Source organism: Mycobacterium sp. OTB74 (genome assembly GCF_029892685.1).
Classification (GTDB): Bacteria; Actinomycetota; Actinomycetes; order Mycobacteriales; family Mycobacteriaceae; genus Mycobacterium.
Genome location: NZ_JARXVD010000015.1, coordinates 1 through 23,797, shown reverse-complemented (window position 1 = coordinate 23,797; position 23,797 = coordinate 1). Strand labels below are relative to the sequence as shown.

Genomic DNA, 23,797 nt, shown 5'->3' with positions numbered 1-23,797 from the left:
GAATATTTATCGCTTTCTAGGGCGGTCAAGGCAGCGCGGCGGACGCATAGAGAACGCAAATTTTTCGGTCATCGGCTCGGTGAGTGCGTCGTAGGGCACCTGGAAGGTGCTCCGCACGGTGCGGATCACTCGGTTATGCGGCGTTAATTGCCGACCCAAAATCTCTGTATGGCAACGATTCTCGAAAGGGATCGCATAGTTGACGGGGGTGACCCGCGTCATATCTACGACTATTATTTGAAGTCGGTATGAACACTGTGACAACCATCTGTGAGCTCCGGAGAATGGAGGTATGACCACAATGTCGGTACCTCCCCGTGAACGTCACCCGCGCGCGGCTGTCCTGGGCCAGCTGCCGCGTATCGAGCGCGCCGACGGATCACCCATCCGGGTGTTGCTGGTCGATGACGAGCCGGCGCTGACCAACCTGGTCAAGATGGCGCTGCACTACGAGGGCTGGACAGTCGAGGTCGCGCACAACGGTCGCGATGCGGTGGCCAAGTTCAACGAGATGGAACCCGACCTCGTGGTGCTGGACATCATGCTGCCGGACACCGATGGCCTGCAGTTGCTGCAGCGTGTGCGAGAAGCGGAGGGGTACACCCCAACGCTGTTCCTCACCGCGCGCGACTCGGTGATGGACCGGGTGTCGGGGCTGACCGCCGGCGCCGACGATTACATGACCAAGCCGTTCAGCCTGGAAGAACTCGTGGCCCGGCTACGGGGACTGCTGCGTCGTTCCAGCCAGCTGGCACCGCAGTCCGACGAAGTGCTCAAAGTTGGTGACATGGTGCTCAACGGGGCTAGTCGCGAGGTCACGCGGGCCAGTGAGCCCATCGCCCTGACGGTCACCGAGTTCGAACTGCTGCGCTATTTGATGCGCAATCCGCGACGGGCGATCAGCCGGGCTGAGATTCTGGACCGCGTGTGGAACTACGGGTTCGGTGGCAAGTCAAGCATCGTCGACCTGTACATCTCCTACCTGCGCAAAAAGATCGACACCGGTCGCGAGCCCATGATCCAGACCGTCCGGGGCGTGGGGTACATGCTGCGCCCGGCCGGACCGGAGGACTGAACCGGTAGTGAGCCCCCGATGAGGCGTTCATGAATCGGAGCCGGTGGTGGCGCCCCCGCACTGTCCGCAGGCAGTTGGTGCTGGGTGTCACGGCCGTGGTCAGTGTGGTGCTGCTGACCGTCGGGGCGTTGTCGGTGTACAGCCTGCACTCCTACGTCTCGGCCATGAGCGACGGCGAGCTCGCCAGGTCGCTCGATGCGCTCGGGCATTCGTACGACCGGCTCCAGATCAAGCGGGGTGATCCCGCTCATCCCATCGACGCCGGAGCCGATGGTCTGACGGCGTTCGCCGGCCAGGCACCCGGGAACCTGATCGCGGTGCTGCACGACGGCGCGGTGGTGCAGTCGGCGGTGTTCCCGGACGGTGAGCCTGAGCCGACACCGGCCGGAGTCTCCGAGGCGGTTGGTGCCCAGCGGTGGGCCAACCTCGCCCCGCGCACGGTGAAGCTGCCCGAGCTGGGCTGGTATCGCCTGGCTGGGCAGGACGCCGGCGGCGGCGACGTCCTGGTGTCCGGGGTGTCCCTGGCCCGCGCCAACAGTGTGGTGGCCCGCAAGACCGTGATGGTCGCGATCATCACCATCGCGGCACTGGTCCTGACCGCAACGGGAAGCGTGCTGGTGGTCCGCTATGCGCTGCGGCCACTGCGACGGGTCGCCTCGACCGCGGCCAAAGTGGCCGCCCGCGAGATCGACACCGAGGACCACCGCATCACCGAGCGCGTCGGCGAGCAGGACACCGACCCCGGCAACGAGGTCGGAATCGTCGGCCACACCCTCAACCAACTGCTGGACAACGTCGACAGTGCGCTGGCTCAGATCGCCGCATCGGACCGTCGGACCAGGCAGTTTCTCACCGACGCCAGCCACGAGTTACGCACCCCGCTGGCGGCCATCCGCGGCTACGCCGAGCTGACCCGGCAGGACAGCGCGGCATTACCGCCGACCACCGAATATGCACTGGCCCGCATCGAGGCCGAGGCGCAGCGGATGACCGGCCTGGTCGAGGACCTGCTGCTGTTGTCCCGTCTGGAAGAGCGCCAGGACCTGGAGTCCGCCGACGTCGATCTGTGCGAACTGCTGATCAACGTCGTCAATGACACCGCGGTGTCCTCGCCGGAGCACCACTGGCGCACCCGGATTCCGGATGTGCCGCTGTGGGTGCGCGGTGACCCGGCCCGGTTGCATCAGGTGGTGGGCAATCTGCTGGCAAATGCCCGCGTGCATACACCGGCCGGAGTGACGGTCACTACGAAATTGACACCCAGCCCCGGATATGTCGAACTCACCGTCGCCGATGACGGTCCTGGAATTGACACTGAGCTGTTGCCGATTTTGTTCAACAGATTTGTCCGTGCCGACCAATCCCGCTCTCGGGAATTGGGCAGCACGGGCCTGGGGCTGGCTATCGTGGCCTCGGTGGTGCACGCGCACGATGGCACGGTATCTGTCGAATCCAACTCGGCTGGAACGGTTTTCACCGTACGGCTGCCGCTGGTTCGAGAGCCCGGGAAGTATGTCATGGTGAGCGAATTGCATGCGCCGCACGAGCCGGAATGAATATATGAATACGGCCTGAGTTTCAGCCGGCCATTCATGCGGATATTTGTATGTGTTCGACATGAGAAGGCGATCCTTGCCGTCATCTCTCGTTATCCTGGAGTTAACCAATTCGCACGGATTCGGCCCTGGATTTACGGAGGAAAAGCCATGAGGAACGCCGCCATCGGTGCCGGTATTGCTGCCGTAGTTTCCGTGGGTGTGGCTCTGGCTGCGCCGGCCGCTGCCGACTACCCACACGCGGTCGCCCCGGGTGCCAGTGCGGTGGAGACCATCAATCACCTGCAGTCCGAGGGCTACAAGGTCATCCAGTCCAAGGTCGGGAACAGCTCGATCGACAAGTGCACCGTCAGCGCAGTGCGCCCGGGTCGCGACATCACCGAGTTGCAGGCCCGGCCGCGCGGCAACACCGAAACGGTGAAGCTCTACACCACCGTGTACGTCGACCTGGAGTGCAAGGGCTGACCCGATTTTCGGCGTGGACCGATCGCGGACCCGCGTGCGGCGCCCGCGTGAGGTCTAGGGTGTGGCTGTGCTCAACAGATTGGTGATCGGCCTGGTTGCAGCGGGCGTGGTGCTGACCGCCCCTGCCGTCGCCAGTGCTGACCCGCAGGATGACCCTCCGCCGTCGCCGCCCGCTCCGAACCTCAACGGGTTCACGCCGGTCAAGCCTTCGGACTTCGCCGGCAAGGACGGCACTTTCTACACGTTCATGGCTCCTGGCGGAGTGACCTGCCTGATCCGACGCAACAGCGGTGAATACGGCTGCAGCGGCGCACTTCCGGCGGCTCCCGGCGGGGCCAACATGGTCAGCGGAGGCCAGGTCGGCGCGCCGCAGTTCTCGGTCATCGACCGGCCGATCTACATGGGTGAGATGGACGGCCCGGTGCGAACGTTGCCCGCCGGGTCGCGGATCAGCTTCCGCAACGTCAGCTGCGGTACCGACGGGGTCATGACGGCCTGCGTCAACAGCTTCGACCAGTCCGGGTTCGTCCTCAGCCCGGCGGGCAGCTTCATCGCCAACCCGTCAAACCCGTTGCTGGACAGGCCGAAAGACCGAAGCCCTTTCGCCAACTGAGTCCGGCGGCCAACTAGTACGGCCTAGAAACCTGAGCCGTGTACCTCGTGCCCGGGCTTCTCGGCGGCCAGCCCGGCATAGGCGTCTTCGACGGTTGCGCCGTGGTTCACCACGCGATCCACCTCGCGGGCAATGGGCATGTTGAGGCCGTGTTTGTCGGCGAATTCCATGATTACGCTGGCGGCTTTAACTCCCTCGGCTACCTGGTTCATCGAGGCGATGATCTCGTCGATGGTCTTGCCCTGGCCGAGTTGCTCGCCGACGTGACGGTTGCGGCTGCGCTGGCTGGTGCATGTCACGATCAGATCGCCCATACCGGCCAGTCCGGCGAAGGTGTCACGCTTGCCGCCCATGGCCACGCCCAGCCGGGACATCTCGGCCACCGCGCGGGCCATCACCAACGCCCGCGTGTTCTCGCCGATGCCCAGCGAATAGCCCATGCCGACCGCAATCGCGTACACGTTCTTCAGCGCACCGGCCATCTCTACACCCACCACGTCATCAGTGGTGTACGTGCGAAAACGCTTGGTACGGAACAACGTTGCCAAGTTGGCCGCCAGGTGTTGGTCCGGCATGGCCAGCACCGCCGCCGCCGCGTAACCCTCGGCGACTTCACGGGCGATGTTGGGCCCGGCCAGAATTCCGGCCGGGTGCCCGGGGAGTACCTCATCGACGATCTCGCTCATGCGTAGGTTGGAGCCCTGCTCCAGACCCTTCACCAGCGACACCACCGGTACCCACGGGCGCAGTTCCTTTGCCAACTCGACCAGCACCCCGCGGAACCCGTGCGACGGCACGCCCATCACGATGACATCGGCGCGATTGGCTGCCTCGGAGAAGTCGGTGGTTGCGCGCAGGGACTTGGGCAGCATCACTTCGTTACCCAAATACCGGGTGTTGCAATGCTTTTCGTTGATGTCGGCAGCGGTCTCTGCGGACCGCACCCACTGCAGTGTCGGGCCGCGGCGCGCACAGATGGCGGCGACCGTGGTGCCCCACGACCCTCCGCCGAGGACGACTACCGTGGGTTCGCGCTGCGCCGTTGCCATGGCGATCAGGTTATGCGCCGAGGCCTCGTACTCGCGGCGATTTGCTGCGTTGCGCGCAGCCGATTCAGCGGTAGTTGACGAACTGCAGCGCCACGTCCAGATCAGCACCCTTGAGCAGCGCGATGACGGCCTGCAGGTCGTCACGCTTCTTGCTGGACACCCGAATCTCGTCGCCCTGGATCTGCGCCTTGACGCCCTTGGGGCCGTCGTCGCGAATGATCTTGGTGATCTTCTTGGCCTGCTCGCTGCTGATGCCCTGCTGCAGGGTGCCGGACACCTTGTAGGTCTTGCCGCTGGCCTGCGGATCGCCGGCGTCGAAGGCCTTCATCGAGATGTCGCGACGCACCAGCTTCTCCTTGAACACGTCGACGGCGGCCTTGACGCGCTCCTCGGTCGAGCTGACCAGTTCGATGGCCTCGTCACCCTTCCATTCGATGGTGGTGTCGGTGCCGCGGAAGTCGAAACGGGTGGACAGTTCCTTGGCAGCCTGGTTCAGCGCGTTGTCGACTTCCTGCCGGTCGACCTTGCTGACGATGTCGAACGATGAATCCGCCATTGGATTGCCCTCCGTGTGCGCGCCCCTGGTCGGGGACTCGTTTTCGTGTTCGGTACATCTTCGTTGTACTCTGCTACTCGCGCCAAACCCGGTTACCGGGGCGGTGACAAACCCGGCAGGTTGCCCGAGTGGCCAATGGGAGCGGACTGTAAATCCGTCGGCGGAAGCCTACACAGGTTCGAATCCTGTACCTGCCACACTGGTCAGGCCCCCCTTTCGAGGGGGCCTGACTTCGTCTCAGGACACGCCAGTCCGCAGCCAGTCCGCAGTAATTTCAGCGGCGGCGTCGAAAGCGGCGGCCACGGTGTCGAGGTCGTCGGGGAACAGCTGGCCGTATCTGTCGAGAGTCAGCACCGCCGATTTGTGGCCGAGCAGCTTCTGAACGACCTTGATGTTCGCGCCCGACGAGCTCGCCAGCGAGGCGCAGGTGTGCCGCAGGTCGTGCAACCGCACCCCGTCGGCCCCGCCGACCGCCGTCACCGCCTTGATGAACGAATGCCGTGCCTGCCCGAGCGTCAGGTACCCGCCGCCGCGCGCCGACTCGAATACCAGCGCGGTGCCCTCGCGGTCGGCGACCTCGGTTTCGAGTAGCCGTGCGACGAATGCGGGTACGGGCACCGTGCGGGCCGTGTGGTTCTTTGTCGGGCCTTCCACCAGACCGGTCTTGCGAACGTAGGTGACCGACCGGCGGACCCTTATCCGGCGGGCGGAGCGGCGTGTTCTTCCACCGTGGCAGCACCACGGTGTCTAGTAGAGACCGGTATCCGGCGACGGTCTTGGGTGCCCTGGTCGCCTTCGTGGACATCCACCGCTGCGCCATCATCCCGAACGACACTGTGGACAGGGCCGGGTCCGTCCACGTGCCGGCCACCTGGTCGGAAACCTGCTTGTCGAGCCACCGCTGCGCGTCGACCTTGCGGTCGAAACTCTTGGTATGCTCCCGGCCTTCGTCGTCCACGGAGCGGGCTATCCATCGCAGTCCCTTGCCGTGTCTGGCGCTGGGCACCTTCTGTGTGTTGCCTTCTTCGTCGCGCACGGTCTTGGTCCAGCGGTCCTCGACCCCGGCCCTGCGATTGCGCTTCATGCCTGGGACTCTTTCTCGTTCTCTGCCTGGTTGGTCTGTTGACGGTCCAGGAGCTGGCCGCACAGTGCCGCCATGTGAACGAGTTCCTCGAAGGCTGAGATGAGGCGGTTCCACGCTTCGTTGCCTTGCTCATGGAGGCGTCAGTTCAGCGCATCGGCCGCCGACCAGGTGTGGCTGACCGATATCACCGAGCACCGGACCGATGAAGGCCAGCTCTACCTCTGCGCGATGAAGGACGTCTACTCCAACAGAATCGTGGGCTACTCGATCGACTCGCGGATGAAGTCCTCACTGGCGGTGGCCGCCCTGAATCATTCAACGAAAATCTACTGTTGCTCCAAAAGACCGGTGTTGCATCCACCGGTTGGCGTCAGTTGTCCTGGGATGGCTCGTGCGAGTAGTGTCGCGGTCCCGAATACGTTGTGCCGGCTGCAAATCGCTGCGTCGATTCAGCAAGTAACTGGGCTGCCCTGATCTTCTGAGTGGATTCGGTGCCGGGTGTCGCGGCATCGAGTTGTTTGGTGGACTCGGCTTCCTGGCGGAAGATTCGCGGCGGTGCGGAGGTGGCCAGCTGCTGGGTCGGTGCCGCAAGCACCTGCGTCGCGCCGGCCGCGGCACCGGCCACCGCCACCGGATGGGTCGCATCAGTGGTAGCCGCGCCGACCAGCGGAGCCGACGGAGTGGCCGCCATGACGGCGGTGGCGGTCGCGTGCGCTTCCGTGATCGCAGGCGGCGCGTCGGAGTCACCAGGCGATCGAGGCGCAAATCTGCGGCTGTTGAGGAGGGTCGCCATCACGATCGCGAACGCCAGCCAGCACAAGACGACGTCGAACGTACTGGTTATCTGCTGGGAAAGGGTGTTACCGAACACCGGGTTGTCGGCTTTGGTCGCGCTGACGAACGGGATGCGCGGAACGAGGAGGACGCCGACGATCACTCGAGAAATGGTCAGCGCCAATAGAATTCCGGCGAGTCCGACCGTCAGTTTCGAGGACACCCGGGCATCCCGCAAACCGAATCGGAGAAACAGCGCGAGAGCGGCGGTGACGACGTCGAAGATGACCAATGCAGTCGTGTCGTAGGTGGTGCTCTTCAGGTCCAGGTTGAGGGCGGCGACAGCCCCCGCGATGCGTAGAACGGCGCCACCGAAACAGCCGACGGCGATGAGTGCCAGGCATTTTCGCGCCGACTCACGCAGCGCAGTCAGGTCGACGGGGTGACTGAGAACCATGTTCAGGGTGACTGGTGCGAACATCGCGGCGGCAACAACCCAGGCAAGATAGCCCTCGAAACCGACTTTCGTCGTCATCGTGAGTTGCGCGATGCCGTGGTAGGCGTCGATGTCGCGGCCGGAGTCGAGGCCCCACACCAGGGCGCCGGCAGCCAGTGTGGAGGCGCCCAGCGCAACCGTCGCCAGGCGTGATGAGGAATCAGGGTTCAACGTCCATCGCGATGCGGCAATCACGATGACCAGCGACACGATGCCGTAAACCACCGCGGTGGTGATCGCTGTGATTCGCTCGGCTGCGAACTCGGAGTCACCGTCGAAGAGGTACCGAGTGCTCCAGTAGAGGTTGAACACCACCGCCAGCGCGGCCAACACCATCGACGCGATGCCGACGATCCGCGCCGCGCGCGTCCAACCGTGATTGACGTCGGAGGCTGTCGGCCACGCCTGGGCGGCAAGCAGGGCACCAGCGGCGCCGATCCATACGCCGGGGCCGACGCCAGGTGGGACCGTCCCGGTGCCGCCCAGGCGGATTGCCTCCACGATCGCGTAACCGACGAACGCGCCTGTGAACAACAGGTATGGAGCGCACAGAGCCAAACGAATCTTTGCCAGCTGACGGGTGCGCCGTTCGGTGAACGACGCGGTCACCGCGCCGAGAGCCAGTACGGTGACGGCTGCGAGCCCGACGAACAACGATCCCGCGCTGTCGGGCACGCCGACCCCGAACCTCAGGTTCCACGGGAACATGGGGGCTGTGATCAGCAGTACCGCGGCGACTCCCGCGCACACAGTGTTCGCGCGGCGGTCGGGGTTCGTCGGGGTCGCCGTCGGTGATGCGTCAGCGTGGATGTCAGTCATATGCGGTACCTGCCTCTGGCCGTCAACGGCGCAGAAGGCGCCTCGTTAGCTCGAGGGGAGTCTACGGCGATTGTCGGCATCAGGAATGTCGTCCGAATGGCCGACCTAGGGGTTGAAGTAGTTGACCATGACCGGCACCCCGACCAGAGCTGCCACCGCGATCACGGCGGCTATCAGCAGGCCGATGCGTCGGCGGGATTGATCCGGTCGGGCCGCCCAGGGCTGCTCTGGTGCGGGCCCAGGCGTTGCCGACCAGGGTTGTTCAGGCGGCGGGGTAGGCGCCTGCGCCCACGGGATTTCGACCGGAGGGATGGGCGTCGGCGCCGGTTCGGACTCGGCTGCCAACCAGAACTGCCAGCCGGCCGGCGCGGGTGGCCAACCAGGATCGGGCTCCCAATCCGGTGTGGGAGTCCAGCCGAGCGGGACAGGCCAATTCGGCGGCGGGTTGAAACGTGCGTCCGGCAAATGAATCGCCCTCTCATGAGCCCCGACCCGAATTGCAGATGTGATCTTGGCACGGTAGATCGTTTTCCTCCGGTGTCAGGGTTCACGCCCTCACGATTCATACGTTCAACCGACACGGTTTGCGGTCCCGCGCGTCGGTCAGAATGACGGCGCGGGGATTCTGCATGAGTCGCAGGCGTCCTGATGAGAGAATCCGCGTTGCAACAGCTGCGTGGTCAAGGAGGTTTCGCCAGGTGTCTGACTGGGCATGGGCAGTCGAGCTGAACGACGCCAACCCCGATCCTCGTGTCGCCTGCGTGGTGCTGGCCGATGTGTCGGGATCGATGCAGGGCGAGCCGATCGCAGCGTTGGAGCGCGGGTTTGCGGCGTTCACCGATTACCTGCATCGGGATCCACTGGCCAGCAAGCGGGTTGAGGTGGCTGTGGTCACGTTCGGCACCGTCGCCACGGTGCTGGTTCCGATGCAGGAGGCCCGCAGCCTGCAGCCGGTCGGGTTCACCGCGGCCGGCACCACCAACCTTGCGGCGGGAGTCCATTTGGCGTTGGACATTCTGGAGGACCGGAAATACGCCTACAAGGCGGCCGGATTGCAGTACTACCGGCCGTGGATCCTGCTGCTGACCGATGGCCGCCCCAACGTCGAGGGCCTCGACGAGGCCATCGCCCGGCTCAATGCCGTCGAAACAGCGCGCGGTGTAACGATTTTCGCCGTCGGTGCCGGACCCTACGTCGACTATCAGCAACTCACCCGAATGTCGTTGCAACGCAGCCCCGCCCCTCTGGATGGCCTCAAGTATGAGGCGCTGTTCGAGTGGCTTTCTGCGTCGTTGAGCAATGTGTCCAACTCGACCGAGTTCGCCCGCAGTGACGAGTCGTTGGGCTCGATGGGAACCCAGATTCCGCTACCGCCGGTCAGCGGCTGGACCAGCGCGTGAGTTCACCCGCCGCCGCCGAACGCGGCAGCTGGGTGTGGGCTACGTGTGGTGCTTCCGTGGCCGGGTCCATGCACGTGCGCAAAGGACTCGGCTGCGACGACGCGTTCGGCTACGCCGTCGCCGGAGACTTCATCGTCGCGGCGGTAGCCGACGGGGCGGGGTCGGTCAGCGGGACATCGGCCTGGGGCTCCTACGCCGCTTGTCAGAGCGTTCTCCGCGACGCCTCCGATCCCGGTTTCATCAGGGATTTCCGGACGGGGAAGGCGGACCGCGGTGAGGCCTTGATGCGTTGGTTGTTCGACGGAGCCGTCGAGCGCGTGAACTCCCAGGCGGACTCGCTCGGACTCGACGTTTCGCTGCTGTCAACGACATTGGCGGTCGCGATCGCTGACCGGGGGCTGTCGGTCTTTGGCCAGATCGGCGACGGAGTCATTGCTTCGGAGAGCGCCGGCCGGGTGGCCACATTGCTGATTGAGCCAAAGGACGAGTACGCGAATACCACTTGGTTTCTGCAATCCGAGCGGGCGTTCGACGAATCCTTCCGTACGACAACACAAACCGGCGTTACCGCGTTCGCACTCAGCACTGACGGGATGAGCTACAAGATCACCAACATCGCCACCGGTGACCCGTATGAGCCGTTCTTCCGAGGTTCGTGGGAGCACGTTCGTAATGGGGCCAGTGCGGCGAATTTCGAGGCTTTGCTCAACGGTATCGAAGACGATCAGACCGGTGACGACAAGACCATGGTGCTGGCAGCGGTTCGGCGGGAACCAGGGCGGGCGTTGGAACCCCAAGTGCGACAAGTGGCTTCACGCGTACCTGGCGGATTGCCCACCCCGGGGGTGAGTTCCGACCGCACGGTGCCGATACCGAGTGATGACGTGGAAACGACCACCCCCATCACGACCAGCCCCCCGCCGAGGATTGTGCGGACGCCGAGGCAGACCGACACCGAGTCGGTCGTCACCAAGCGGCAGTGGTTTCGTGGACGGCGGCAGAAATGATCGTTCGGCTGGACACCGGCGAACCGGTGACGGTGTCATCGGTCCTCGCCCGGGCCGGTGAAGGCACCGTGTACGGCGTCGCGGGCAAGCCGGGCTGGGTCGCCAAGGTGTTCCATCCGGACCTGGCTGATCTGTCGACCAAGCTGGGCAAGGTTGCCGCCATGGTGCATGCGACCCCACCGGGTGCCGTCCAGGCGGACGGTCTGGTGGTGCTGACGTGGCCGATGCACCTGATTTCCGACGACAGTGGGCCCATCGGCTATGTCATGCCGAAGATCGACACCGCGACGTCGGTCGAAATTCACATCATGAGCAATCCGTCGAACCGGGTGGAACCGCTGCCCAACGCTCCGCAGTGGACCAAGAACGCGACGTGGGGACACCTGGTGAACGTCGCGGCCAACCTCTGCCTGGCCGTGCAGGCCGTGCACCGGGTGGACGCGGTGATCGGCGACTTCCAGGAGCGCAACATCCTGGTGGCCGACACCACCGAGGTGACGTTGGTCGACTGCGACTCAATGCAATTCACCGATGTCTCCGGCGATCAGTTCCTGTGCGCGGTGGGCCGGCCGGAGTTCACAGCGCCGGAGTTGGCCGGATGCGACCTGCGCACCGAAGCTCGGGAAAAGCCGTCGGATCTCTTTGCGTTGGCGATCCACATTCACCAGTTGCTGCTCGCGGGCAACCACCCCTTCATGCGCGGAACGTGGACGGGCGAGGGCGATCAGCCGGACGCACTGACACTCGCCAAAGCCGGGTATTGGGCAGGCGGACCGGCATCGCTGTTCCGCACTCATCCGCTCGCGCCGCCCATCGGTTTTCTGCCCGTCAACATCCAGCAGCTGTTCACCCGCGCGTTCACCATGGGCCTCACCGATCCCAATCTGCGACCGTCCGCGGGGGAATGGCGGCAGGCGTTGCTGCGGATGCGGTTGCGGACGTGCCAGCGCAATGAGCACCAGATTCCCGAGTCCTGCGGGCAGTGCCCGTGGTGCGCGATCGACGACGAGCGCGAGGCGCGACGGCAACGCCAGGCCTGGGCGCCCGGGGCGTCGGGTCCGCAGCGACTCGCGTCACCGAACCGGACCGGACCGCTGCCGGCCAACCGCGGTCAGGCCGCGCCGAAGAAGATCAATCCCGCTGCGACAGGACCGATTCGGCAGCCGGCCAGGCCCGCGCCGCCGCCACCCGCGTGGCAGCGGCCCAAGGTGGTACTCACCGCGCTGCTGATTTTTGCGGTCACGGTTTTGATCGTGACGGCGATCATCGTGTGGATCATCTTGAGTGGGCCGCCGACTGAGGTCGCGGCGCATGCCCTTGGCGTACTACGGTTCGGACCGACGCCAGGGTGATCCTCTGAATTACCTTGGCAGATAGAGGGTGTTCGGCCTATGCGCTGGCGACCTGTTTCGGTCGCAAATACCCGAGTACCGGGCCACTTGCTGTGCTGCTATAGCCATAGCGCTGGGTGTAGGGGTCTGATGGCATGGGTTGCCCATTCACCACTTTGCCCTGTTGCAGAACGGAATACCCGGACCCGTCGACTCCTGTCACCAATGCGACATGGCCGTAGCTGTTGTCCTTCGTCGAACCATAAACAATGATGTCGCCTGGTTCTGGGTGCCCGCTACTGGCCGGAATCTGGTCGTAGTACTTGGACGCCCCATTTGTGCTGTACATGTTGTAAATATCGGACGCGTTCGCGCTGGTCCCGCTTCCGATGGACAGGGGAGCCCCAGCCACGTCGTGGCTGTAGTACTTGTAGATGTCATAACACCAGGCGCCGTTGCCGTCGGCGTCCATCCTGGTCTTGTGCGATTGGACGAAGCGGTCCACCGCCTCGCTCCGGGCGCCAGCTGCGGGAGCGGTCGACCCGGCCGCTGTGGCAGCGGAAGCGCCGGAGGAACTCGCCGGGCTGGCGGCATGCGCCGGCGAAGCCGAGCTGACGGCCCCACCAGATCCACCACTGCTGGCCTGGCGCTGCTCGGAGGCGTTGTTCAGCGCTGACTGACCCAGCCCGTCAACTTGCTGCTGGGCCGCTTGCAACGACTTCTTGTGTTGCGGCCACCACTGGGTGACGAACTGCGTGGCGTCCTGGCCCTGCCAGATCGACGCGAGACCGTTGACGGTCTTGTCGACTTGGGCGATCAGGCTCTGGATCGACGCTGCGTGGCTTTTCAGCTGGCGCCCCGCCTGTTCGACGAGGCCCGCGTCCATCCCCAGTTCGGCCATGGGTCACTCCCTCCGAGCTATCGCGTAGTCGGGTGCGGCGTTAGCGGCCGGACACCTGGCGCTGTTCGGTGGCGTTGTTCTGTGCCGACTGGCCGAGTCCGGCGATCGCGCTCTGCGCGGCTGCCAGAGACTTCTTGTGCTGAGGCCACCACTGGGTGACGAACTGGGTGGCGTCCTGGCCGTGCCAGATCGAGCTCAGCCCGTTCACCGTCTTGTCGATCTGGGCGAGCAGGCTACCGATCTGGTCGGCTTGCGCCTTCAGTTGGCGGGCCGCATTTTCGACTGCATCCGCATCCATTCCCAACTGGGCCATGGGTTTTCCTTCCGGTGGTGAAGCGCTGACGGTGGGCTGTGTTGCACACTAGGGCAAACTTCGTTCCCCGGCGAGCATCGCGGTTCGATTCATCCGAACAACCGACAAGGGGTTGTCCATCTATGGCAGCCGGCCTAGCGGATTGTGGTCGGAATGTTGATGGTTGCGGGATCGGGCAGTCGGCCAGTGTCGGGCGCGGAGCCGAGATCGATGGTGCCTCCGACTTTGCGGATGATCTCCTCGGCACTGCCCAGGTCGAGGACGCTGAACTCGGACACGGGGCTGCCGGCCCCGCCCGCGGAGTATGCGACGGCAACCACTTTCTCCGGCGCATAGTTCGGCCACGCCATCCCCCGCACGTCGTCGAGTTTGGCGAGGTTCGTATTGGCAGGCGGCTTCAGGGGGCTGCCGCTCTTGCAATGCACCCGGGGTACCCCGACGGGGTCGATCATCACCGGGGTGCCCGCCTGCAACACGGTTTGGAATGGCACGCTGCCAGTGTTGGCGTAGCGGTGCGCGGTCACCCAGGCGTCGACGTTCAAGACGACCGGTGTGAGCGTGTTGAGGTAGGCCGGAACCTGTTGCGGCTCAATGCTGAACGTGCGCGACCAGACTCGTGCCTCATCGGAGTGGCTGTCCAGGTAGTTGGCCACGGCTGCGGCGTTGCAGGAGGACGCTCGGTCCGTTGCGCCGTACAGGCCCGGCCGGGTGCCCGCTACGACGCGTACCCCACGCTCGGTCGATGTCGGCAATTGCTGTGTCATTGTGGCGATCTCAGACGCTGCGTGCTCCGACGCGGTAACTGCGTCCACGACGGCAGACGGTGTGAACGCGTCCGGTGGCGCCGCATCCACCCCGATCAGGACGACGGTGTTTCTTCCGTATTCGGAGTCCGATGAGATGCCCCGGCTGAGAACGACCACGGCGACGAGTGTCGCGATGACGACCGCCGTCAGCGCTACGCCCGCGATCGTCAGTACGACCTTGGCGTGCGGGTTGGTGGTGCTGGGTGGATTCGGGTCGATCCAGCCGGCCGGGGGACTGGTCACCTACGCCTGGACCTCCGTTCCGGGAGATGCGGCCTTTTCCAAGAGACTGCGGTGGTCATTTTTCAGAGCGGCATTCTGTGCAGCCTGGTTCTCGGCGTAGGGATCGTCGACCTCCACGCTCGCTCCATGGAACTTCTCGAGGCTCTTTTGCTTTTCGACCAGGCCGGGATCCGTCGAATCGTCGAATGACTGGCCGACATTTGTGTAAACGGCTGGATCACCGTGTTTTCCCAGGGGCCACTCGAGCGGGTTGGCCGGCAGCCCGGTGTGTGGGTCGGTTTGGTAGACGCTGCTCGTTGGAGCATTTCCGGTCCCTGGGACGTTATCGCCGTCGGCGCGTAGGTGGATGGTGTTGATGCCGGATTTGTCGTCATAGATCAGCGGTGCGCCATAGGTCACCAGATCCGTTATGTGGTACCGATTTTCGTGGAGTACCGATTGTGCTTCCATGCCGCCCTGGCTGAACCCGACCAGCATCATGTCGGGTTTGGGGTTGCCGTCGGGATCGTATCCAGACTCGCGTAACGCGGAGTCGATCCGCCCGAGCACGTAGTCTTTGTCGTACAGCCCCAAGCGATCCGGGGCATTGCGCCACCATTCGTGTCGCGGAGTGGCGGTGCCGTCGAAGTAGACGATGAAGCGGGTCTTTCCGTCGGGGCCGGTCACCTTCTCGACATGCATGCCGTCTTTGGTGCCGTCGTCGTCGTTGTGGATGCGCCGGTACAACTCGCTGGTCCCTACCGGAGCCGTGCTGTGCACACCACCGTTGCCGGCGTTACTCACGTGCTCCTGGTCATCTGCGTTCTGCCGCAGTGCGTCTGCGGCGCGGCGGAGTGCGTCAACCGCGGACGAAATTCGCGGCCGTGACACGTTGGTCCACTCGGATCGGAATCGGTCCGCGTCGGAGCCCTGCCAGGCGCGGTGGTTGTTGACCTGTGACTGAAGCGGCTTGAGCGTGGTTTCAAAATTGGTTGCAGTGCGGTTGAATTGGACCGCGAGCTGCCTCAGAGATGCGGGATCAGCGCCGTAAAATGCCATCGCGACCTACCTGTTGCTCGCCGACTGCTGGTCTTGCATATTGCGGCGGATGGATTGGGCCGCAGTGCGCAACGCCTCGCTGACCGCCTTCAGCTCGGTCGCGTGCTTTCCCTGCCAGTCTGTTTTGAAGCGGTCCGCGTCGGGACCGGACCAGCCGACACCCTCAAGGGCTCGGCCGAGTTGCGAGACCAGCGACTGAATCTCGGCGGCCTTCGAATCGAACTGTCGGCCCATCTGATCCATCTGCTCGGATTCGATCCCGTAGTATGCCACAGCGTCTCCTCTCCTAGCTCCCGGGCTGTGCCATCTGTAGCCATACGCCTCGGCCCTTCTCCACGAAAACGCCACGCCCCGGCGGGAATTCGCGCTGGCGCACGATGCCGATGGAGGTGTTCAGCAGCGAGTCCACCTCGTGGCCGTCCGGTACCAGCACGATCCCGCGCCGGGGTGACTTGAATGGCTGGGCCAGCAGGTACGCCTGGTTCCAGGTGGAAACCTCCGACTCGCCGACCACGAAAGCCGAAGCGTCGGCAAGAGTTTTGACCATGCGGGCGAGCTCGGATTCTGCCTCGGTGCCGCTGAAGTCAGACACGGACTCGACAACGACCATCAGGTTCGTTCCGCCGCCCCCGAATTCGACGGACGAGATCACGCTGCTCGCGCGGTCGTATACCGCCGAGGGGCCGATCGCGGTCTCGCTCCACACACTCCGGCGTGCCGTCGCCGACGGGGTCGGCGACATGTACACGATCCGCATGCCGGGGTTGGTCCGTCGCACTGCCTCGGCCAATGTCAGCAATGCTGTGCTGCGGCCACTGCCAGGCGGACCCGTCACCATCAGGACGCCTTGCGGCACAACACCGATCGGAGTCAACGTCTCGGACGCGAGCCCGACAGACGGCACACCTGCGACGGACGCCGGCAGCCCGTCGAGAGGAATGTTCTCGGGCAGACGCTCGATGGGCGCCGGGGCGTTGAAGCCTGCTTCGCGCATCGCGGTCGCCAGCTGTTCGATGGCGCGGCCCTGCGCCGCGACGTTGGCATCACCGCCGAACACCGCAACCTGCAATTCTTGGCCGTCCATGACCCCGCGTCCGCATGGTGAATTGACGTTGAGGATGTCGCTGGGCACATTGACCATGCTGTAGTCGTCGTCGGACGCGAGCCGTAGGACCAGGCGTCGCTGGATCGTCGAGGCGAGCTGGATCGACAGCGCGCCCGGCCGGTCGCCGGTGACGACGATGTGGATGCCGAGCATGCGCCCGTCGGAGGCGAGTTGACTGAACATCGGGTAGATCGGCGAGTGCGAAATATGTTCGTACGCTTCACGGAATGCCGTGATGCCGTCGACGAGCAACAGAATCCTCGGTTCGGCCGGGTCGGCCAACTTCCGGTACTCCGAGATGCTCGACGCATGTACCCGGGCGAAGGCGCGGCTGCGTTCCTCCATCACCGCGGTCAGGCGGCGCAGGACTCGTCCCAGGCGTTCGTCGTCGTCCGCGCTGACGATGGCCCCCACATGCGGCAGCGGCTCCAACATCTTGAGACTGCCCGAGCCGAAGTCGAAACCGTAGACATGCACGGGACCGTCACCGGGCGCCAACGCGGCGGAGATCGCAAGGGTGCGAAGGGCTGTCGACTTGCCGGTGCCGCCGGTGCCGAAGATCGCCATGTTGCCGTCGCGGTCGGGGCTGAAGCCGCCGACCGGTTGTGCCTGCAGTGCCGGCATATCGGCGCGCCCGATCACCAGGTCGCCGTTGGCGGCGTGGCGGGTCAGCGTCTCCAACGGATAGACATCGGCCAGCGGCGGCAGCCACGGCTTACGTGGCGCCGGGATGCGCAGGCTGTCGGATGCGGCCCGGACTGATCGGACGATGCGAGCGATGTCGGTCGGTCCTGTTGCGGCGCTACGCCGGTCGCCGGGCATGGTCGTGTTCCACGGACGACGCCGGCCGAACGCGAATTCGCAGATGTCGATGGGCGTACGGTCCGGCTGATCGCCGGACCATCCACCGACGTATCCCGACTGAAACGTCGTCAGCCGGCCGGGGCCGGTCTTGGCGACGGCGCGGCCAGGAATCTCGGGCGGGAAGTACGCGGCCTGCTTGTCGTCGATGACGTCGACGGAGTCGTCGACATCGTTGAGTCGCAAGGCGATTCGCAGGTTGGTGTTGGCCCTCAAGTTGTCTTTGATGACACCGGCCGGGCGCTGCGTCGCGAGGATCAGGTGCAGGCCCAGCGACCGTCCGCGCTGCGCGACATCGATGACGCCGTCGACGAACTCGGGCACTTCGGTGGCCAGTGCCGCGAATTCGTCGACGATGATCACCAGGCTGGGCGGTGTTTCCCGGTCACCGGTCTGTTCGAGGGAGGCAAGGTCTTTGGCCCGCTTGCTGTTCAGCAGGTGTTCGCGTCGCTTGATCTCCGCGCCGAGCGAGGTCAGTGCCCGCCGCACCAGATGCGGCGACAGGTCGGTGACCAGGCCGACGGTGTGGGGCAGCTCGACGCATTCGGCGAACGCGGTGCCGCCCTTGTAGTCGACCAGCAGGAAGTTGATCCGGTCCGGGCTGCTGGCCGCCGCCATCCCCATGATCCAGGTCTGCAGGAATTCGCTCTTGCCGGAACCTGTTGTGCCGCCGACGAGTGCGTGGGGGCCGTGTTCGCGCAGGTCGAGGTGGAAGTCGTGAGTGCCGGTCGATCCCACCAGTGCCCGCAGGCCCACCGGCCCCGACGGCGGCTTGGGTGATCCGGTCCTGGCGATGACCGACTCGCTGGAGAGCCATTGGCGCGCAATGACGTTCGGTTCGCTGGCCAGGCTGGTCCCGGTGAGGCTGAGGTAGTTGACCGATCGGGGCAGGTCGGTCGCGTCCTCGACCGCTGCCCCTGAGTCGACGACGGGTGCCAGCAGCAGCGCGACCTGTGTCGCGTCCGGTACGTCGAGGCTGTCGCATGCGACAGGGTAGTTGTGCGTGCCGTGACGCACCGCGCCGACCGTCGATCCGGTGGATGCGGACTCGACCAGCAGGTAGGTGCGGCACGCCGCAGGCAGGCTGCTGACCTGCGTGGCCACCCAGATCACGTGCACTCCGACCGGCGCGCCGCGTTCGGCCAGGCGGGTCAGACGCGCGCGGTCGATCGGCGCGGTGTCTTCCACCAGCACGACGACGGCGGGCAATGGGCCGACCGGGTTGGGCTCGGCGGTAGTGTCCGCGGCGATGAGCCCATAGCCGGCCGACACCCGGTCGTCGTTGCTGCGCAGCTTGACCAGTTCCTCCAGCCGCGACAGCAGGGCAATGCCGCTGTTCGCGCTTTCGGTGAGGTGGTTTCCGGCGAGCGGGCTGTGCGCCGATCCGGCGTGCGGCAACCACTCCAACCATTCCCACGAGGCTCGTGACTGCGGAGAACCGAATGCCGCGATCGCCAGCTCGGCCGGCGAGTGCAGCCCGACGAGTTGCATGATGATCCCGCGGGCCACGCCGTCGATGACCCCTCGCGGACCGCAAAGGCCAAGTGCACCGCACTCGCGCAGGCTCGCGACGATGGGGACTTCGGTGATGTTCTCAAACTCGGATTTGAGGGCGGTCAGCTGGTCGGTGTACTGCTCTTCGGAGTCGTAGTCGTTCTGCGACTCGATCTGGCAGCGAGACTCGGCATCACCCAAACCCAGTCGAACACAGAGGAATTCGCCGTGTTCGGGCCGGTGCGTCCACATCAGGGGGCCGAGGCGGTGGATGGCGTCCAAGGTCTCGCCGAGCGCAGGTGCTTCCGCCAGGCGGACGGCGCGCTCGAGTCGCTGCGCCGCGGTGAGATCGGCAGCCAGCTGGCGCAGGCCGTCGGCGAACCGATCCACCTCCTGCTTGTACTTCTTCTTGGTTTGCATGATGGTGTCGACGTACATGCCCACCATCAGCAGCGGGCTCAGTGCGATGAACAACACGGCGATCAGGCTTCGTGTGAAGACCAGCATCACAGCGCCCAGCGCCAGGGGGGCGAGCATCGAGATGTAGGGGATATGCGCGGGTTCGGGGCGCTGCGGCAGCTTGGGTGCGCTGAATTGTTTGACGGGGAAACGGGATACGACGCGCGGCGAGCGGTTGAATTCGATGGCGACGCTGTCGGCCGGCGCCGCACCGGCACGCACGGTGTGGACTATGGCCACCGAGGTGTTGCCCAGTTGGACGACGTCGGTGACGCCCACGAGCGCGCGTTGCACGGGCCGTCCACTGACGACGACATCGGATGGGCCTGCGAGGCTGGAGATTTCGATGCTTTCGCCGACCGTGATGGCCGCGTGTACCGGTGAGACTGCCGGGTCGGTCAGTGCCACGTCACCCGTGAGGGCGGTGCCGACGACGGAATTGCCTGGCGGAAGCTGAAATTCGCGGCCGGCATCCGGGCCGCTCAACACCCGCAGTACGGCAACGGAGCGTCCGCGCCGGGACGGGGCCAGCGCTGAGCGGGTAGCCGGGGCAAGGCTGACCGTCGAGCCGGATCGCATGCCGGAATCGATGAGGCTGCGCGAGGGTTCGATGACGCGTCCCGCCGTACCGCTGTCGAAAGCGCTGTGCTCGAGCTTGAGTGTGGGGTTGGTGGGCAGCTGCGTCGGGCGCAGGTCCGGGTCGCCGATGGTCAGCGCCATCGCCAGATCGCCGACCGATGCGGTGGCGTCGGCGGTCACGGCCACATGCGCGGCGGTCCCGCCTTCTCGGCGCAGGATGAACTTGAGCTGCATCAGGGGCGTCCTACCGGTACAGGCGACTGGATTTTGTTCAGGCTTCGGTCAATGGTTCTGCGCAGTGCCGTCTGTTGTCGGGCGCCGAGCGGATTGTGGCCGACGGTGACGTCGATCAGGGTCAGGCCAGAGGACTTGTCGTGCCTGCCATCGCACGGTGTCGCACTCGCAATGACCGGCAGTGCGGCGAATCCTGCGCTGCCGGCAAAAATCAGGCTGCGCAGGGTGCCGGCCGCGAACCCGGGTGGTTTTTGGTCGACGGCTCGGATCAGGCGCAGGCCGAGCATCGCTTTGCCGAACGACAGTCCGGTGTAGCCCTGCCAGATCGATACCCACAGCCAGACCGCAACGCACGCCACCGGCACCACGATGAGGACGACCTCGCGAACGCCGAGGATTGCGCCGGCAGTTGCCAAGGGCAATGCCGGGCTCACGATGATCGACAGATCGAGGAGGAAACCGCAGCAGCGGACACCCCGGCGCACCCCGACAATGTGGTCAGCGGGGGCGGGCGCGGGTGACGCCGTGGCCTTGGCAGTGACCGGCGGGGCCGTGGCGGCGGGCATCTGCCGGTTGGTGACGGCGCGTCCACACGATGGGCAGTAGGGAGCGTTGGGGCGCAGTGTCGACCCGCATTGTGGACACGATGTACCGGCCGCTGCCGATCCGGTAGGCATCACCCGCAAACTCCATCCCACTGATGCGGGACGTGCCGGAACGGCTGTCGACTCCCGAGCCCGCGGGGAAACCCTAGTACCGCTGGGCCATTCAGCCCACTGAACCGATGTCGGTCAAACGGATGATTGATCGGATCGCTGTCGTGCGCAACAATCGTGCGGATCTAGGAGCGTGCCGTGATGGACGTCGAGTCGGCCGGTGGATGCCGTGGCTGATCCCGCACTGCCGCCCAGTCGCTTCGGTGTGGGGTACACCGCGGGCGGTCCGGCACCGTCCGGAGCCGCGGTTCCGGTGGCGAATATCGGTGGAATATCAAGTGCGGCAACGTATCCGGCGCCGTCGGCGCAATCGTCGAACCTGATGGCGTCGGTGGCATTCGCGCTGGCGGTTTTCTGCGGGTTGTTTGCTGTCCCGCTGACGATTCCGCTTGCCGTTGTTGCTCGGGGACAGGCCAGGCGCGGGGGTGACCGCAATGGCGGGGCGGCCGACGCGGCGCTGGCTGTGAGCCTGATTTACCTGGTCGTGGGTGTTGTCGTATTGGCGCTGTACGTCTTTACCGGGTAACTGTGTCAGCCGAACGGTCGATACAACCGGCGTTATCGGGATGTGATGATGGCTAGGCTGTGGCTCCCCGCCGGCTGATCGCGGTTTACCAAGGAGAAGTTGATGGACGTTGCTCTGGGGGTGTCGGTCGTGGGCACGTCCGCGCGACTGGTGCTGGTGGACGCGTCGGGTTCGAACAGCGTCATCGACCAATCTGTTGTTGACCTCGCCGACGGTGCCGATGACCTTCTCGAGACGACCATCGCCGGCACGCATCATCAGCTGGCCGAGGCCGGTCACCGCCTGGTAGCGACCCGGATTTGCTGGCAGGATGCGGCAGCCGCGGGCCGGCTTCGGGCGGGGCTGCTGGAGCGAGGCGTCGTCGGGGTTTCCCTGGTGTCGGAGGCACAGGCCGCCACAGCGCTGGCGCGAGGTGTCACCGGCGCTGATACCTCCGCCCTGGTGTTGGTCACCGATGAGAAAGTCGCGCTGAGCATTGTGGGCGCTGACGCGGCGACGACGTCCCTGGTCGCGGTGGAGCCGGTGGCGGCGGGCAGCGCGGAATCGGCCTGTGCCACGGTGATGGACCGGTTGCGCGAGGAGCCGGGCGGGGCTGAGACGGTGGTGCTGGTGGACACCTCGGCAACGCCCACCGTGGCCGCGACCCTGCTGGCACAGCAGTCACCGGTTCCGATGCACCCGCTCGCAGATGCCGTGTTCGCCATCGCCCTGGGTGCCGCCTTGGCTCGTTCGAACCAGCCGGAATCGACCGGGCCCACTGCCGTCTCGCCCATTGATCTGACGCCGAACGTGCTGACGACAGCACCCAGCCCGGTCGCGGGTTCGCATCTCGCGTACTCGTTGGCCGATGCCGGCGACGATTCCGCGCTGCTGGACCACGACGCCGGCAACTACGTCGACGCCGGCAATTACGTCGATGACGGCCATGCGGTGCCGATGCAGACACCTATGACGCCGCTGAGTGCGACGCCCGACGCGGCGGAATTCGATGATGTTGCCGCTCCTGCGGCGCGGTCACGAATCCTGTTGCTGGGCAGCGCTGCTGCGGCCGCATTGGTGGTGGTCGGGTTCTCAGCGGCGGCGGTGTCGGTGGCTGTCAACTACCGACCGACGGCAAAGACCGTCGCAATGCGCGAGCTCGCTGAGAGCAACTCGGGCAAGTATCTGCCGGTGCTACCGGGCCAGGGGGTCAAACCGGACGATTTCGGGCCGGGGGCCGCACCGGCCAACACATCGCAAAGTGGGGTACCGGACGGCGCCGCGCCGTCAGCGGCGGGTGACGGGAGCAGCGCGCTGTCGTTCTCTCCGTGGAAGAACAACTCGCGGATCATCGAGGAAGCGATGGATCGGCAGTCAGCCGCTGGCGGCGATGGTCCGGTCCTGGGCGAACCGATTGCCTTCGTGCGCAATGGGCAGCTTGATATGTCGGAGCCATTGCAGGGGCCGCCGACGAATCCGTTGGATGTCCTCAATCAGGTGTCCGGCGCCGTGGGTGCCGCAGGCCAGATAGCGCAAGGCCTGAGCGCCATCATGGCGTTGGGTGGGGTCCCCGGCGGAGCCGGAGCCCTCGGATCGACCGTGGAAGTGCGGGTCGAGCGACAACACGGCCACGATCTTGCTGGTCTGTCTGACACGGACAAGGCCCAAGTGCTGCAGATGCGCGAACAGCGGGCGCGCGCCGAGCTTGATGCCCTGAATGCGTTGCAGGAGCTGAACGCAAAGCGCGACGCGGCATCGCGCGCGGCTGCGGCACAGGATCAGGCCGCCAAAGACGCGGCCGATCGCGCGGCCGCTGACCAGGCAGCTGCCGCAAAACAGGCGATGGAGCGCGCTGCGGCGGCGCAGGAAGCCGCGGCTCAAGTGGCCAAGGATAAGAAGGCCGCCGAGGATGCGAAGGCTGCCGACGACGCTGCGGCCAAGAGGCAGCTGGCCGAACAGCAGGCCAAGAACGCCGAGGACGCCAAGAAGGCTGCCGCGGACGCCGACAAGGCTGTTGAGGACGCCAAGAACGCGGCGGACGCCAAGAAGGTCGAGGACGCGAGGAAGGCCGCCGAAGAAGCCAACAAGGCTGCTGCGGATGCGAAGAAGGCCGCCGACGACGCCGACAAGGCTGCAGCGGACGCCAAGAAGGTCGAGGACGCCAAGCAGGCTGAGCGGGATAAGCAGAAGCAGCAGGCGGCGCAGCAGCAGGCTGAGCAGGACAAGCAGAAGCAGCAGGCGGCGCAGCAGCAGGCTGAGCAGGACAAGCAGAAGCAGCAGGCGGCGCAGCAGCAGGCTGAGCAGGACAAGCAGAAGCA

The 23,797-nt window shown here is 65.4% G+C and carries 20 protein-coding genes, 1 tRNA gene and 2 pseudogenes; 11 read left to right on the top strand and 12 right to left on the bottom strand.

Going from position 1 to position 23,797, the window contains the following annotated elements:
- The first annotated feature begins 292 nt into the window (after nucleotides 1-292).
- The 4 genes from M2432_RS19185 (at nucleotide 293) to M2432_RS19170 (ending at nucleotide 3,709) form a co-directional block, all read left to right on the top strand.
- On the top strand, nucleotides 293-1,075 hold the full coding sequence (locus tag M2432_RS19185) for a response regulator transcription factor (protein ID WP_280828419.1): 783 nt from the start codon (nucleotides 293-295) through the stop codon (nucleotides 1,073-1,075).
- A gap of 29 nt (nucleotides 1,076-1,104) precedes the next feature.
- Nucleotides 1,105-2,631 carry a HAMP domain-containing sensor histidine kinase gene (locus M2432_RS19180; RefSeq protein WP_280828418.1) on the top strand — a complete coding sequence of 509 codons (1,527 nt, stop codon included), beginning with the start codon at nucleotides 1,105-1,107 and terminating at the stop codon, nucleotides 2,629-2,631.
- Nucleotides 2,632-2,781: 150 nt separating this feature from the next.
- On the top strand, nucleotides 2,782-3,096 hold the full coding sequence (locus M2432_RS19175) for a hypothetical protein (protein ID WP_280828417.1): 315 nt from the start codon (nucleotides 2,782-2,784) through the stop codon (nucleotides 3,094-3,096).
- A 67-nt stretch (nucleotides 3,097-3,163) separates the two neighbouring features.
- The gene (locus M2432_RS19170; RefSeq protein WP_280828416.1) at nucleotides 3,164-3,709 is read left to right on the top strand and encodes a hypothetical protein; all 546 of its coding nucleotides are present in this window, start codon (nucleotides 3,164-3,166) and stop codon (nucleotides 3,707-3,709) included.
- Between the two features lie 23 nt (nucleotides 3,710-3,732).
- Here the strand turns inward: M2432_RS19170 and M2432_RS19165 are convergent, their stop codons facing one another.
- Together M2432_RS19165 and M2432_RS19160 are read right to left on the bottom strand one after the other, a co-directional pair.
- Complete coding sequence (locus M2432_RS19165) at nucleotides 3,733-4,758, bottom strand: NAD(P)H-dependent glycerol-3-phosphate dehydrogenase (RefSeq protein WP_280828415.1); 1,026 nt, start codon at nucleotides 4,756-4,758, stop codon at nucleotides 3,733-3,735.
- 64 nt (nucleotides 4,759-4,822) lie between these two features.
- The gene (locus M2432_RS19160) at nucleotides 4,823-5,314 is read right to left on the bottom strand and encodes a YajQ family cyclic di-GMP-binding protein (protein WP_280828414.1); all 492 of its coding nucleotides are present in this window, start codon (nucleotides 5,312-5,314) and stop codon (nucleotides 4,823-4,825) included.
- A gap of 114 nt (nucleotides 5,315-5,428) precedes the next feature.
- On the opposite strand from M2432_RS19160, the gene M2432_RS19155 reads away from it, so the two are divergent.
- Nucleotides 5,429-5,511: transfer RNA gene (locus tag M2432_RS19155), tRNA-Tyr, on the top strand.
- Nucleotides 5,512-5,551: 40 nt separating this feature from the next.
- On the opposite strand, the gene M2432_RS19150 is transcribed toward M2432_RS19155, so the two are convergent.
- A complete protein-coding gene (locus tag M2432_RS19150) occupies nucleotides 5,552-5,968 on the bottom strand; it encodes a tyrosine-type recombinase/integrase (RefSeq protein ID WP_280828413.1) in 417 nt (138 codons plus the stop codon).
- 565 nt (nucleotides 5,969-6,533) lie between these two features.
- On the opposite strand from M2432_RS19150, the pseudogene M2432_RS19145 reads away from it, so the two are divergent.
- Nucleotides 6,534-6,716, top strand: a pseudogene (locus tag M2432_RS19145) (DDE-type integrase/transposase/recombinase); the annotation flags it as partial.
- 52 nt (nucleotides 6,717-6,768) lie between these two features.
- On the opposite strand, the gene M2432_RS19140 reads toward M2432_RS19145, so the two are convergent.
- On the bottom strand, nucleotides 6,769-8,487 hold the full coding sequence (locus tag M2432_RS19140) for a hypothetical protein (protein ID WP_280828412.1): 1,719 nt from the start codon (nucleotides 8,485-8,487) through the stop codon (nucleotides 6,769-6,771).
- 105 nt (nucleotides 8,488-8,592) lie between these two features.
- A complete protein-coding gene (locus tag M2432_RS19135) occupies nucleotides 8,593-8,952 on the bottom strand; it encodes a hypothetical protein (RefSeq protein WP_280828411.1) in 360 nt (119 codons plus the stop codon).
- A gap of 233 nt (nucleotides 8,953-9,185) precedes the next feature.
- On the opposite strand from M2432_RS19135, the gene M2432_RS19130 reads away from it, so the two are divergent.
- Genes M2432_RS19130 through M2432_RS19120 form a run of 3 tightly spaced genes read left to right on the top strand, consistent with a single transcriptional unit; the run spans nucleotide 9,186 to nucleotide 12,246 of the window.
- Complete coding sequence (locus tag M2432_RS19130; RefSeq protein ID WP_280828410.1) at nucleotides 9,186-9,887, top strand: VWA domain-containing protein; 702 nt, start codon at nucleotides 9,186-9,188, stop codon at nucleotides 9,885-9,887.
- On the top strand, nucleotides 9,884-10,894 hold the full coding sequence (locus tag M2432_RS19125) for a PP2C family serine/threonine-protein phosphatase (RefSeq protein ID WP_280828409.1): 1,011 nt from the start codon (nucleotides 9,884-9,886) through the stop codon (nucleotides 10,892-10,894). The genes M2432_RS19130 and M2432_RS19125 overlap by 4 nt, the downstream gene beginning before the upstream one ends.
- Complete coding sequence (locus M2432_RS19120; RefSeq protein WP_280828408.1) at nucleotides 10,891-12,246, top strand: hypothetical protein; 1,356 nt, start codon at nucleotides 10,891-10,893, stop codon at nucleotides 12,244-12,246. The genes M2432_RS19125 and M2432_RS19120 overlap by 4 nt, the downstream gene beginning before the upstream one ends.
- A gap of 37 nt (nucleotides 12,247-12,283) precedes the next feature.
- Here M2432_RS19120 and M2432_RS19115 read toward each other — a convergent pair whose 3' ends face one another.
- From M2432_RS19115 to M2432_RS19085, 7 genes are all read right to left on the bottom strand, one after another.
- Entirely contained in the window at nucleotides 12,284-13,126 is an 843-nt protein-coding gene (locus M2432_RS19115) for a CHAP domain-containing protein (protein WP_280828407.1), read from the bottom strand.
- A 40-nt stretch (nucleotides 13,127-13,166) separates the two neighbouring features.
- Nucleotides 13,167-13,439: a WXG100 family type VII secretion target gene (locus M2432_RS19110; RefSeq protein ID WP_280828406.1), complete on the bottom strand. Its 273-nt coding sequence runs from the start codon at nucleotides 13,437-13,439 to the stop codon at nucleotides 13,167-13,169.
- Between the two features lie 134 nt (nucleotides 13,440-13,573).
- Nucleotides 13,574-14,488 (bottom strand): DUF6777 domain-containing protein, encoded by a 915-nt coding sequence (locus M2432_RS19105; RefSeq protein ID WP_280828405.1) that lies wholly within the window; start codon nucleotides 14,486-14,488, stop codon nucleotides 13,574-13,576.
- Nucleotides 14,489-15,271 (bottom strand): hypothetical protein, encoded by a 783-nt coding sequence (locus tag M2432_RS19100; protein ID WP_280828404.1) that lies wholly within the window; start codon nucleotides 15,269-15,271, stop codon nucleotides 14,489-14,491.
- A gap of 261 nt (nucleotides 15,272-15,532) precedes the next feature.
- Entirely contained in the window at nucleotides 15,533-15,799 is a 267-nt protein-coding gene (locus tag M2432_RS19095; RefSeq protein WP_280828403.1) for a WXG100 family type VII secretion target, read from the bottom strand.
- Between the two features lie 13 nt (nucleotides 15,800-15,812).
- Nucleotides 15,813-20,258: an FtsK/SpoIIIE domain-containing protein gene (locus M2432_RS19090; RefSeq protein WP_280828402.1), complete on the bottom strand. Its 4,446-nt coding sequence runs from the start codon at nucleotides 20,256-20,258 to the stop codon at nucleotides 15,813-15,815.
- Nucleotides 20,258-20,935: an RDD family protein gene (locus tag M2432_RS19085; RefSeq protein WP_280828401.1), complete on the bottom strand. Its 678-nt coding sequence runs from the start codon at nucleotides 20,933-20,935 to the stop codon at nucleotides 20,258-20,260. The genes M2432_RS19090 and M2432_RS19085 overlap by 1 nt, the downstream gene beginning before the upstream one ends.
- A 208-nt stretch (nucleotides 20,936-21,143) precedes the next feature.
- Between M2432_RS19085 and M2432_RS19080 the strand changes: the two genes are divergently transcribed.
- Together M2432_RS19080 and M2432_RS19075 are read left to right on the top strand one after the other, a co-directional pair.
- Nucleotides 21,144-21,500, top strand: coding sequence for a hypothetical protein (locus M2432_RS19080; protein ID WP_280828400.1), 357 nt, complete (start codon nucleotides 21,144-21,146; stop codon nucleotides 21,498-21,500).
- 102 nt (nucleotides 21,501-21,602) lie between these two features.
- Nucleotides 21,603-23,797, top strand: a pseudogene (locus M2432_RS19075) (hypothetical protein); the annotation flags it as partial.